The sequence below is a fragment of the Clostridioides sp. ES-S-0108-01 genome (genome assembly GCF_020662285.1).
GTDB lineage: Bacteria > Bacillota > Clostridia > Peptostreptococcales > Peptostreptococcaceae > Clostridioides.
Map to the genome: position 1 here is coordinate 60,786 of NZ_JADGMN010000017.1, position 12,253 is coordinate 73,038.

The 12,253-nt window shown below is 26.9% G+C and carries 13 protein-coding genes; 4 read left to right on the top strand and 9 right to left on the bottom strand.

Annotated elements, in window-relative coordinates:
• Positions 1-70: 70 nt before the first annotated feature.
• Entirely contained in the window at positions 71-850 is a 780-nt protein-coding gene (locus IR152_RS14860) for an HAD family hydrolase (protein WP_227452713.1), read from the top strand.
• Between the two features lie 217 nt (positions 851-1,067).
• Here IR152_RS14860 and IR152_RS14865 read toward each other — a convergent pair whose 3' ends face one another.
• The 4 genes from IR152_RS14865 to IR152_RS14880 form a co-directional block, all read right to left on the bottom strand.
• Positions 1,068-1,652: a zinc dependent phospholipase C family protein gene (locus tag IR152_RS14865; protein WP_227452714.1), complete on the bottom strand. Its 585-nt coding sequence runs from the start codon at positions 1,650-1,652 to the stop codon at positions 1,068-1,070.
• A 199-nt stretch (positions 1,653-1,851) separates the two neighbouring features.
• Positions 1,852-3,291, bottom strand: a complete 1,440-nt coding sequence (locus tag IR152_RS14870) for a sigma-54 interaction domain-containing protein (protein WP_227452715.1) — start codon at positions 3,289-3,291, stop codon at positions 1,852-1,854.
• Positions 3,292-3,873: 582 nt separating this feature from the next.
• Positions 3,874-4,809, bottom strand: coding sequence for a TIGR01212 family radical SAM protein (locus IR152_RS14875; protein WP_227452716.1), 936 nt, complete (start codon positions 4,807-4,809; stop codon positions 3,874-3,876).
• A gap of 119 nt (positions 4,810-4,928) precedes the next feature.
• The gene (locus IR152_RS14880; protein WP_227452717.1) at positions 4,929-5,477 is read right to left on the bottom strand and encodes a DUF308 domain-containing protein; all 549 of its coding nucleotides are present in this window, start codon (positions 5,475-5,477) and stop codon (positions 4,929-4,931) included.
• 151 nt (positions 5,478-5,628) lie between these two features.
• Between IR152_RS14880 and IR152_RS14885 the strand changes: the two genes are divergently transcribed.
• Positions 5,629-6,057 (top strand): DMT family transporter, encoded by a 429-nt coding sequence (locus IR152_RS14885; protein ID WP_227452718.1) that lies wholly within the window; start codon positions 5,629-5,631, stop codon positions 6,055-6,057.
• An 82-nt stretch (positions 6,058-6,139) separates the two neighbouring features.
• Positions 6,140-6,799: a diphthine--ammonia ligase gene (locus tag IR152_RS14890; protein WP_413927510.1), complete on the top strand. Its 660-nt coding sequence runs from the start codon at positions 6,140-6,142 to the stop codon at positions 6,797-6,799.
• A 109-nt stretch (positions 6,800-6,908) separates the two neighbouring features.
• Here IR152_RS14890 and IR152_RS14895 read toward each other — a convergent pair whose 3' ends face one another.
• The 5 genes from IR152_RS14895 to IR152_RS14910 all read right to left on the bottom strand — a co-directional run bounded on the left by IR152_RS14895 (position 6,909) and on the right by IR152_RS14910 (position 10,328).
• Entirely contained in the window at positions 6,909-8,264 is a 1,356-nt protein-coding gene (locus tag IR152_RS14895) for an MATE family efflux transporter (protein WP_227452720.1), read from the bottom strand.
• A gap of 241 nt (positions 8,265-8,505) precedes the next feature.
• Entirely contained in the window at positions 8,506-8,802 is a 297-nt protein-coding gene (locus IR152_RS20500; RefSeq protein ID WP_413927508.1) for a tyrosine-type recombinase/integrase, read from the bottom strand.
• Positions 8,803-8,826: 24 nt separating this feature from the next.
• Positions 8,827-9,624, bottom strand: coding sequence for an Arm DNA-binding domain-containing protein (locus IR152_RS14900; RefSeq protein ID WP_413927509.1), 798 nt, complete (start codon positions 9,622-9,624; stop codon positions 8,827-8,829).
• Positions 9,625-9,690: 66 nt separating this feature from the next.
• On the bottom strand, positions 9,691-10,092 hold the full coding sequence (locus IR152_RS14905) for a type II toxin-antitoxin system HicB family antitoxin (RefSeq protein WP_227452721.1): 402 nt from the start codon (positions 10,090-10,092) through the stop codon (positions 9,691-9,693).
• Positions 10,093-10,130: 38 nt separating this feature from the next.
• Positions 10,131-10,328, bottom strand: a complete 198-nt coding sequence (locus IR152_RS14910; protein ID WP_227452722.1) for a type II toxin-antitoxin system HicA family toxin — start codon at positions 10,326-10,328, stop codon at positions 10,131-10,133.
• A 144-nt stretch (positions 10,329-10,472) separates the two neighbouring features.
• On the opposite strand from IR152_RS14910, the gene IR152_RS14915 reads away from it, so the two are divergent.
• Positions 10,473-12,032: a cell wall-binding repeat-containing protein gene (locus IR152_RS14915; RefSeq protein WP_227452723.1), complete on the top strand. Its 1,560-nt coding sequence runs from the start codon at positions 10,473-10,475 to the stop codon at positions 12,030-12,032.
• Positions 12,033-12,253 lie beyond the last annotated feature (221 nt).

The window sequence follows — 12,253 nt, forward strand, 5'->3', positions numbered from 1 at the left end:
TTATTATGATATTAGTTATATTTAAAGCACTAGTGTAAATATAAAATTATTTTTGGAGGGCTTTTAATTTATGATAAAACATATATTTTGTGATTTAGATGGAACTCTATATGAAAATGGAACTATAACAAAAGAGGATATATCAGCAATTGAAGAAGTAGAAAAAAAGGGAGTGCAGTTTAATGTTGCTACAGGTAGAATCTTTAAACAAGCTCGTAATATTATCAAAGACAATTTAGATATGAATGGATATTATATATGTGAAAATGGTTCATTTATACATGATAAAGATTATAATGTGATTTTTAAAAGAACGATAGATGATAGTTTAGTGAAAAAAGTAATTGATAGATTTGAGTCAAGTGATGCACAATTGTATTTTAAATATAAGGGTGATGTAATTGTGGGCAGTGATACAACTGCTTTTAGACACTATTCTAGTGATTTTATAGTTGACCCTGATTTTGAGAAAAGAAGTAGTTTTGATAATCTTATAGGAAATATAGGGGTATGTTCTGAAAATTTAGAGGAGTTATCTAGAATAGAACTTTATCTGAAAAGTGAGTTTAGTGAAGTATTAGAGATATATTTTTCTGGAACATATACTTTAAATATAGTTCCTAAAAGTGTGTCAAAGAGGGGAAGTATAGAACATGTAATAAAAACTTTAAATGTAAGTCCAGATGAGGTTGCTACTATTGGGGATTCTCCAAATGATATTTGCATGTTAGAAGGGTTTAAATACAGTTTTGCCATGTCTAAAGCAAGGGAAGATGTAAAGCAAAGTGCAAATTATATAGTAGATAGTGTAAAAAATGCTATAGATGTTATAATGGAGATAAATAATTAAATATAAGATTTGTATGGTTAATTAAAATTTAATAGATTATATTTTCGTATAAATCTATTAATTAGTCAATTTTATAATATTTTCTTTATTTATTTTATAATATTTTCTTTATTTAATATAAAAAAATGACTGTCTTAGAGAATTATAAAATTATATTTTATATTCTATAGGTCAGTCATTTTGATTATACTCAATTATAAGTTTGAAAATTCTTAAGTTAACCGCAATTTGCTATATGATATGATTTTATTGTATTAGATAAAATAGAGTCAAGTATATAATTTATGACACTATTGCAAGTGTAAGCTGAAAATTTTAAATCATTCATATAATCAGTTTTCTTTTTATAATCACTATAAAGTTTAGTAAAAAACTTTTCAAAGCTATTATTTATAGTACCACGTTTAATTTTAGATAAATCAACATCCTTTGCAAATGCTCCAAGTTCCCTTTCATAAGTAACATGTTTATTTAGGCTATGCTTAAATTCCCAGCGTTCACTGTGAGCTACACAGAAAAAATCACATAAAAAATGGCATATGACTCCTAGTTCCTGACTAAGTCTACTTACTGAAAAGTATTTAGAAAGACTATCTATATTAAGACTACATAGGTAGTTTATCTTAGAAACAATCATATTAAATGATTCATCTAAATAATGTTTTTTTAATTTATATTTAGAAAAAGCATCTGGCTTTATATTACCATATATAAAATTTTTTTCGCTTATAAAGAATGTTTTATTTTCATCTATATTATTAAGTATTGATTTTGCCATAATAAAATGGGTATTCATTAACATATTTACACCTCGTATAGTTTGTTAGACTTATTAAATATATTATTATGATATGATATTTATGATAAAAGTTTAATGGTAAATATATGAAATTAAGTCAATCATATTTATTTAAATAATTTCAACCATATTCATAATACCAGTAAATGGCCAAATTTACAATATGTAAATAGTGTTAAGTTTTTATTTATCAAATTTAAAATTAAGTATTAGTATACTTTCTAATTAACCTACTAGCCTTAGATTGTGAAATTTCAAGGTGTTTGGCTACTTTATAAGAACTGCCAAATTTTTCATAAGCATCCAAAATTATATTTTTTTTGTACTCCATAATTAAGGTATCAAAATTTTTATTTTTATAATCAATAGATTTTGAGTCAGATATAGTAACTTTATTAATTTGGGATATATGTACTTTATTTCCATTATTGATATGTATATTTTTTGTAAGGATGTTTGGTAAATCATCTATTGTTATATGATTATTTGTGCAAGTAAGTAAGATTTTTTGAATTATATTCTGCAATTCTCTTATATTACCTGGAAATTCATAATTTGCAATAACATCCACAGCTTCTTTGGAAATAGTTTTATTTAGGTTGAAGTCACTTGAGTACATATTAAAATAATATTTTATAATATCTACTAGATTATCCCTTCTTTCTCTAAGAGGAGGCAATTTTATTTCTATAACATTTAATCTATAATATAAATCTTCTCTAAATTTTTTTTCTTTTACCTTTGAAACTAAATCAGAATTTGTAGCAGATATAATCCTTATATCGACCTTTTTGTTTTTTAAGCTTCCAACTGGAGTAAAAGTTTTATCCTGTATTAATTGCAAAAATTTTGCTTGTAGATTTTGTGGTATATCTCCTATTTCATCTAGAAAAAGAGTTCCTCCATCAGCTAATTCTACAAGCCCAGCTTTACCTTTGGTATTTGCACCTGTAAAAGCACCTGGAGTATATCCAAAAAGTTCAGATTCAAGGAGTTGTGGAGATATAGTTGCACAATTTATGGTTGTAAATGGACCATTGGCTCTATTACTGTTATGGTGTATATACCTAGCAAGTGAACTTTTTCCTGTTCCAGACTCTCCTAATAAAAGTACACTTACATCCGTTTTAGAAACATGATTTACTGTGTTTATGATTGGTCTCATTGCTATTCCGTCCATAATTACAGTATCTTCAATTCTAAGGGAAGTTCTGTATAGTGTTTCTACTTCAGATTTATATTTTTTTACTTGTTTTTTTGTATCTTCAAGTTTATTTTTTATATTATTAAGCTCAGTTATATCTCTACAATTTTCAACAATGAATTCTAAATTTCCATTTTCATCAAATACAGGAGTAGCAGTTATGATGAGTTTTTTTCCTGTTTGAGTATCTTGTTCTAGTGAAAATTTAGACTTTGTTTTTAATACGGATGGTATGGGACTTTTTGTTGAATATCCAGATTCCTCTAAGAAAGAAACATTTTTTCCTAAAATATCTTCTTTTTTTAGACCATAATTTTCTTCAAATGCTTTATTACAATATATTAGTATTCCTTTATTATCAGATACACATATTTCGTCATGAGAGGCTTCTAATATCTTTTGATAAAACTCCAAATCTAATTTTAAATTCAAATCCATTTTTCTGTTTTCCTCCTAAATTTTTAATGATATGTTAATATAGGTTTAATTTATTAAATACAATTAAAATTTAATGTTTATATATAATACATAAGTTTTAGTCTATTTTAAACTTGAATAAGTTATATATAACTCATTTTACAATTAAAACAAGTCTAAATCAACTTGAAGTATGTATGAGATAAGTATGAAAAAATTGAAATTTATTAGTACTGTTGAAAATACTTTTTTTGTGTCGATATATATTGTATTAAAGTGGCGTAATTTTTGCTTAACAAAAACGATGTGTATTGACTTAAATAAAATTAGAGGGGAATTTAAAATAGGAGAAAAAGTAAAGGGTATGTATTTATCACGATAGCAGGAATACTAAGGGCTACACTTGGATTATTTGGAAAGTTTTTCTTTACGGAAGCTATTTGGGGTGATGTTAATATCATCAGTAGTAGCATTTAATCTTTCTTATGATGGAATAAGAATGTTTTATAAATACTAAATAACTATAGAGAGAACTATATTTATATAATTCTTTCTATAGTTATTATTTTTTAATATTATTTTATTTGTAATAAATATGCATTATTAAACAAACTTACAACCTTGATAAGAATTTCGAACCTTCAAAGTATCATCAATTTGATTTAAAATCTCCCATTTTTTTAGACTCCACAAAGGACCAACTAGTTCATCTCTCTTGCCATCACCAGTAAGTCTATGGATTATCATAGTTTCAGGAAGTATTTCTAATTGGTCACAGACGAGATTGATATATTCATCTTGTTTCATAAGAGTTAACATGCCATTTTGTAGCATCTTTTCCATAGGAGTGTCTTTTATGACATGTAATAAATGAATTTTTATGCCATCTACCCCCATTTTACCAACTGCTTTTGCAGTTTCCATCATCATATTATAATCTTCACCAGGAAGACCATTTATAATGTGTACAACAACCTTTATATTTTTAGCCTTTAATTTTTCAACAGCTTCAACAAATGTTTTATAATCATGTCCTCTATTTATAATTTTAGATGTAGAATCATGAATTGTTTGAAGTCCAAGTTCAACCCATAAGTTAGTTCTTTTGTTTAGTTCAGATAAGTATTCTACAACATCATCTGGTAAACAGTCAGGTCTTGTTGATATTGAAAGACCTATGACATCATCAAGTTCTAATATAGTCTCATACTTTTCTTTTAAAACCTCAAGAGGAGCATACGTATTTGTATAAGCTTGAAAATAACCAATATATTTTGCATGAGGCCATTTTTTTAACATCATTTCTCTTATATTATAAAATTGACTAATAAGATTATCTTTAGGGTTACCAGCAAAGTCACCAGAACCTTCCTTGCTACAATAGGTACATCCGCCATAGCCAATACTTCCATCAATATTTGGGCAAGTAAATCCTGCGTTTATCGATACCTTAAAAACTTTTTCTCCAAAAGTATTTCTAAGATAATAATTCCAAGTATGATATCTTTTATTATCAAAAGCATATTTAAATTTATCCAAAGTAATCACCTATTTCTAATAAAATTGTACACTCAATTTGTACAAAAAACATATTACCATAAATATATGACTTAAACAAATTCTATTTTAAGTAATATAAAAATAATGCAAGAAAATAATTAATATTTTCTTGCATTATTTCCAGAGAAAAATAGAACCAATCCAAATAATATTATGAAAAAGGACATTATCGATACTATAAACCTAGATAGAAAAAGTGGAGATAATATAAGGCATATACCAAATAGAATCTTAATTATATTCCAAGTTGTAAATTTAGAATAAGGATTGTTCTTGTTATTTACAAGTGCTACTAGTTGATTAAATATTAAATAAAATCCTAAAAACAATGAAAATATACTTTGTATTTTTTGAGGAAATACAAAAAGTAATATACATGCAATTATTAGAATCCATTGGACATTAGTAGAGGGTTTAATTTCTTCTTTAGTAGCATATCTTTTTAGTTCGTTAATATTTTTCAGATTTAAATATGCAAAGAATAAAAGTGCAATACCAAAAGTCCAAGAAATTAATTTTATACCTAGTGCCTTAAATGTAAGACACAATAATCCTAATATAACGAGTAATACTCCCATTAACATAAATTTAGTAGAATTTTCTTTTTTATTGAAGTTATTAAAATCAATATTAAAATTTGTGTACATAAAATCACCTCCAAAATTAATAGAACAATTATAACAGAAATTTATAGCCAAATAAAGTCTAGTGTATAAAAATTAAACCATACTTAGTAATTAATTAACAGGTTGTATCATAAACTTCTATTAATAGAATTATATAGAAGGGGGTTTGTCCATGACAAAATTATGGGCAATAATATTTGCATTATTAGCAGGTGGTTCTACTGCTCTTGAAGCTTTTATAAATGGAGAGCTAGGAAAAAGTACAACGGCACTAGTAGCCACCTTTATAAGCTTAACTGTAGGAGCAATATTTTTTTTGGCAAGTATAATAGTTACAGGCGATTTAAAATATCTAATATCTATAAATGGTTTTAACTATAAACTATTATTAGGAGGAGTATTTGGAGGTCTAATAATATATTTTACAGTGAAGGCAATTCCAAATTTAGGAGTATCAAATACACTTATATTGACACTTGTATCTCAAGTTCTAGTTGGATTTTTTATTGATGGCGTGATTTTGGGACAAGAAACAATGCATTTATACAAATACATAGGGGTTATACTTTTAATATTAGGGACATTTTTTATAGTGAATTAACAATTTAAAGTAGTATATAATTTGCTAAGCAACTCAAAAATTTGGTATAATTATAATAATTAAACAAAGTTAGATGAAAGAGGTGTTAAGATTGGCTGATGAAAAATTTGTAATGTCATTTAGTGGTGGTAAGGATAGTATATTGGCATTAAATCGAATGTTGAAAAAAGGATATAAGCCTGTGGCACTCTTGACAACTGTAAGTGAAGAACATGGAAAATCATGGACACATAATTTAGAATATAATATGCTTAAACAAGTAAGTAGCAATATAGGATTACCTTTATTAGTTGCTGAGTGTGGAGTAGAAGGATACGAAGAGAGTTTTGAGAGAGCTTTAATAAAAGCTAAAAATATGGGAGCAACAATATGTGCGTATGGAGATATAGACATAGAAAGTCATAGAAAATGGGATTCTGATAGATGTGATGCAGTTGGTATGAAAGTAAATTTACCGTTATGGAAAGAGAGTAGAGAAAGCTTAGTATATGAATTTATAGACAGTGGGTTTTGTAGTATTGTAACAAAAGTAAATTTAAAGTATCTAGGAGAGGAATTCTTAGGAGAAAAATTGACTAGAGAACTCGTTAAAAAGATAAAAGATGCAGGTGCAGACCCATGTGGAGAACATGGAGAATATCATACGTTTGTAGTAGATGGTCCAATATTTGAAAAACCTGTAGAATATGAAGTAAAAGGAACTTTAATAAAAGATGGTTATGGATATTTAGAAATAAAATAATTACATAAATAAAATACCTATTATATAATCCTAGTTTTTGCAAAGGTTTAATATTTGCAAGATTGTATAATAGGTATTTTTTATTTTATATATTTTTAAATAGTATTGTTTAAGCAACCTTATTTAGATTAGAGTCTAATGTAGAAAAATTCTTTTTTAGGAAAACTATTGATAAAATAAGGCATATAAATTCGGAAACAATAGTAGTCATCCATATTCCTTTACCACCAAATATTAGTATCATTGAAATTAGACTTAAAACAACTATTACAAGCCCTCTACCAAGGGATATAACAGTAGAAATTGATGGTTTTTCTACTGAAACAAAGAATCCAGAAATTATTACATTAATTCCCACTAATAAGAAGGATATAGAGAATATTTTAAATACACGAATTCCTTCATTAAATAGTATTGTTTCTTCTGGGTGTATAAATAAAGAGACTATTGTTCCTGAAAAAGCCATACAAATTGCAAATACAGCAATTGATGCTATTACTGTGGATTTTATCCCCATTTTTAATAATTTTTTTACATTATCTATGTTTCCTGCACCATAATAAAAACTAGTAAGTGGTTGCATACCTTGAGTTATACCCATCATAGTCATAAGTACTAGTGTATTTATATAATTTATAACACTATAATAAATAAGAGCATTTTCTCCAATATATTTAGTAAGACTCAAATTAAAAAGTAAGACAACTATACCACAACTTAACTCAGTAGTTGAATCAGGAAAACCTATAAATACAATTTTTCTAAGTGTCTTAAAATCAACTCTAAATTTTGAAAAATTCAAAGTAGAGTTTTTTCTTAAAAAGTGTACTAAGAAAAAAATAGTAGAAAAGACTTGAGACAAACCTGTTGCAATACCAGCACCTTTTACACCCCATCCAAATTTAATTACAAATAGGTAATCAAGTATGATGTTTGTAAGAGCAGATATTATTACACCAACAGTAGCTAATATTGGAAATCCATCAGTTTTTATTATAACCTCTAAAGAGTAAGATACTATAAAGAATCCGTTAAAAAATATTATTATTCCTAAATAATCTTTAACCATGCCAATTGTAGATTCTGTAGCTCCTAAAAATAGTGCTAATCTGTCTAAATTAAAAAAAGTTATAGCTAATATAATTATAGATAGTATAATTATTGATACTAAGTTAAATGAAAAGACTTCATTTGCAGACTTAATGTCTTTTTTACCTAGATAAATTGCAATTATAGTGGATGCACCAGTTGAAAATAACAGAGAAACTGCAAATATAAAATTAATAAAAGGCATTGATATATTGACAGCAGCTAAAGCTAATTCTCCAACTCCCTTACTTACAAATATTCCATCAACCATTGTGTACAGTGAGAAAACCCACATTGCAACTACAGATGGTGCTAGGTATTTAAAAAACCTTTTACCTAGACTCATGTTTTCGTTTATAGATATTTTTGTATCCATTTATTACCACTCCTTGTAAATCTATTATAAAATTACGAAACTATTAATTAATAATTTTATTTCTAATATAAATGATAAACTATGGTATAATGCCAATGTCAACATCAAATAGTAAATAATTATAAATATTATTAAATAATAGTGATTTCAAGCGTTTTATAAGTACATCCTATTATATATATTACTGACATTTAACTGACAAATAGGAAAAAAAGTACTTTAACTGACATAAAACTGACCATTATTTGAATAGTATTTTGCTTATATTTTCAGATGCTTCTTTGTCCATTTCATCTAATAAGTGAGAATATCTATTCATAGTTATTTTTATATCTGCATGTCCTAATCTTTCAGAAATAGCTTTTATGTTAGTACCTGAAAGTAACATCAAGGTTGCATTTGTATGTCTTAATTCATGTACTTTTATATCTCTAAGATTATTATCTCTTAATAGTTTTTTAAAAGGAGCAACAAAAGTTGGTTGAACCCACGGGTTGAATCTTTTATTTAAGCATATCAAATCGAATTCATTTTTCAATATACCCTGTAATTTTAACTTATTTTATTTTAATTTTTCCTCTTTAAGTAAACTTATAAGTTCATCAGGAGCAAATAATTTTCTTTTGGATTTAGGGGTTTTAGGGTCTTTGAAGATTATTTTATTGTCTACATAAACTAATGTTTGATTTACATGTATGATTTTTTTATCAAGGTCTACATCTGACCATCTAAGTGATACAGCTTCACCAAAACGTAATCCAAGGGTTAGCATCAAAAAAATTGGTATACCTATATGAGTATTTTTTGATTTTTCTAATAATAATTGAGCTTCCTGTTTTGTATAAAACTTGGAAGTTGAACTATTTTTTTTGATTGGGGTTGTAACAAAATCACAAATATTTTCTGATGTTTCTTTTAATCTATAAGATTCTTTCAATACTGATTTTATAAAACCGACTTGGTTTTTTGCTGAATTTAACATGTGCTCATTGTATATGTTATTTATATAAGACTGTAAAATAGAAGGAGTTATATCTATTAATTTCATATCTTTAAAGAAAACTTCAATTTGATTTTTAATCATGTTTTTTCTATTTCTAACAGTATTAGGAGAAAAACTACATTCTCTATCTTTTATATATCTGTAACATCTTTCTACAAGCGTTACATCACTTGGAGCAACAAACTTATTATTGTTTATAGTAGACTTTATTTCAATTAAATGTTTTTCAGCATCCTTTTTCTTTTCATAACTTCCATAACTTTTTTGTTTCTTTTTGCCAGTTTCTTCTTCCACGTATTCCACATATACGTGAAACTTTTCCCCTCTTTTTCTTATAAAAGCTGATTTAATGTTCATATGTACACTCCCTTTATAAGTTTTGTATAAAATTTATATAAAAGAGCAGTTATACTGCTCTAATATCTAATGAATATTAAGATGATTTTTTAAAGCTTCTTGAAGTATCTGAGAAAAATTAATCTTATGTTTTTCAGCTTCTCTGTTAAGCCACTGTGGTATAGTAAGTGTCTTTTTAACAGAGTAATTTTCTATGGCTTTACGATGAATAGGCATATATATTTCTATTAAAGTAGGTATTTGATTTTCATCTAAGTTTAATTTATCTATAGTAGTTGCAGGAGGGATTATGTCGTTATCTTCTTCCATCCCATACAGATGTAGTCCTAGAGCTTCTTTTGCCATTTTTAAGGCTTCTTCTGTTGTATCTGCACATGTAAGGCAACCTGGCAAATCAGGAAATTCTACAGAAATACCATCTTCGTCATAGCTTAGTATAGCAGGATATACATATATATCTTTTTTCATTATATCAACTCCTTAAAGTTTTTGTAAGGAGAGAGGGATTAACTAATATTAATCCCTGCTTGTTTAAAAATACTTTTTACAGTTCTAAGAGGTAAATCTTTATTCGGGTGAGGAACAGTAACTTTACCTTTTTTAGTAGGATGTTTAAATTGATGATGGTCACCAACACAATTTACTTCATACCAACCATTCGCATTAAGTATTTTTAAAATTTCTCTTGAAGAATAAGATTTCATACTCCCTCCTTACAATTACATTATAACACGTGTTTATATACGTGTCAATTGGTAAAACGATAAATATTTTAAAGAAGGAAAAGAAAATTAAATGTAGAATTATTAAGATGTATAGTATTTTATATATAAAAAGGGGGAAATATCGTGAAATCAAAGAAATTATTATCACTAGGGTTAGCTATGTTAATGTTTGTTGCTGGTTTTCCGATATCAGCTAATGCACTTGATAAAATTGATAAGATTCAAGGAGCAGATAAATACGAAACTGCTGGTATCATAGCTGACAAACAAAGTTATACTACTGCAATACTTATAAATGCAGATAATACAATGGCTGATGGGTTAAGTGCAAGTGGACTTGCAGGAGTTACAAATGCACCAATTCTTTTAACTAAGAAAAATAATATACCAAATACAACTCTTAAGAGAGTAGAGAAAGCTAACAAAGTGTACATAATTGGTGGAGAAAGTTCTATTGATAAGGCAACAGAAACATTTCTAAAAGATAAAGGAATAGAGACTAAAAGGCTTCAAGGTAGTGACAGAATTAAGACAAGCTATAATGTAGCAAAAGAAATAAATTCTATTAATAAAGTAAATAAGGTAATATTAACTAATGCTTTCAAAGGTGAACCAGATGCTATGAGTATTGCTTCTGTAGCTGTTAAAGATAAAGCACCTATAGTATTAACTGATGGGAAAAGTGTACCATTTAATACAACTGGAATAGAAAGTTATGCTATAGGTGGAACTTCATCAATGAGTGACAAACTAGTTAATGATACTAATTCAACTAGATTGGGTGGAGTAGATAGATATGATACCAATAAGAAAATAGTTAACAAATTCTATAGTGGAGCCAAAGAATTTTACATAGCAAGTGGAACAGATTTAGTGTATGTACTTGTTGGTTCTACAATAGCTAAGAATAATCCAATTGTGTTAGTTGATGACAATAGTAATAAGACTGTGTTAAAAGGTGCAACTAAAATAACAGCAATAGGAAATCTAAATAACAATGCTATAGAACAATCTCTAAACATAACAAAAAATATTGCCAGTCCAACTACTGGAGGAAAGTATACTGTAAATGAAGCAACTGAGAGAATAGCTTATATTTTAGATGAAGAAGTATTTGTAGATTATGAATCAGGTATTAAATCAAAAACATACCCAGATGAATGTTTTTTATATTATATGAGAAACTTCACTTATCAAGGTAATGATTATTATGTAATCGGTTCTGATGAAGATGATTTTAGATTTTTAGTAAATATGAATAATTTGAATGATATACTACAATGGTATTCAAATGATACAATAAAAAGGTTTGATGCAGAAGGTTATTTGAAAGAGAGAAAAGCAATTGATATGGCACTTGAGGCATGTTCTAGTGAATATGGCATTAGTAAAGATGAGTTGATAACAGATGGAGAAGAACATAATATAAGTACTGATTTTTATGTGGTTGTATTGTATGAGAGTTCTGGAATAGATTCATATTGGGTTTTTATAGATACTGATACATGGACTGTTCATGATATACAGCGTTTAAATCAAAATGAAGAATTAGTATCATATCATGATGTAAACCCAAATACAGAAGCAGATAAGTATTATAATAGAGATGTTGATGACGTTAATATTATATTCGTTCCATCAGAAAATAATCCTTTTGATAATGATGTAGATGGAATAAATTAAACATAAATATTTATTATAAGGAGCTAAGTTATAAAAATAAATATAATGTAGCTCCTTTTTTGTTTCTAAAAAGAATAAATTAAAAGCTTTAATCGGGTCTTTAAAATAAAGTGTGTATTCTTCTAAAAAATGGTGATAATTAAAATATTAAATATCACTATATAAAAGGAAGGTGCACACTTTTTATGTTTAACAAAAACGAAATATTAAAAAAACTTATT

Bases quoted from the DNA above. Each gene is read 5' to 3' on its own strand.
- IR152_RS14860 (WP_227452713.1), top strand. From the start codon at position 71: ATGATAAAACATATATTTTGTGATTTAGATGGAACTCTATATGAAAAT.
- IR152_RS14865 (WP_227452714.1), bottom strand. From the start codon at position 1,652: ATGTTAATGAATACCCATTTTATTATGGCAAAATCAATACTTAATAAT.
- IR152_RS14870 (WP_227452715.1), bottom strand. From the start codon at position 3,291: ATGGATTTGAATTTAAAATTAGATTTGGAGTTTTATCAAAAGATATTA.
- IR152_RS14880 (WP_227452717.1), bottom strand. From the start codon at position 5,477: ATGTACACAAATTTTAATATTGATTTTAATAACTTCAATAAAAAAGAA.
- IR152_RS14885 (WP_227452718.1), top strand. From the start codon at position 5,629: ATGACAAAATTATGGGCAATAATATTTGCATTATTAGCAGGTGGTTCT.
- IR152_RS14895 (WP_227452720.1), bottom strand. From the start codon at position 8,264: ATGGATACAAAAATATCTATAAACGAAAACATGAGTCTAGGTAAAAGG.
- IR152_RS14900 (WP_413927509.1), bottom strand. From the start codon at position 9,624: ATGAACATTAAATCAGCTTTTATAAGAAAAAGAGGGGAAAAGTTTCAC.
- IR152_RS14905 (WP_227452721.1), bottom strand. From the start codon at position 10,092: ATGAAAAAAGATATATATGTATATCCTGCTATACTAAGCTATGACGAA.
- IR152_RS14910 (WP_227452722.1), bottom strand. From the start codon at position 10,328: ATGAAATCTTATTCTTCAAGAGAAATTTTAAAAATACTTAATGCGAAT.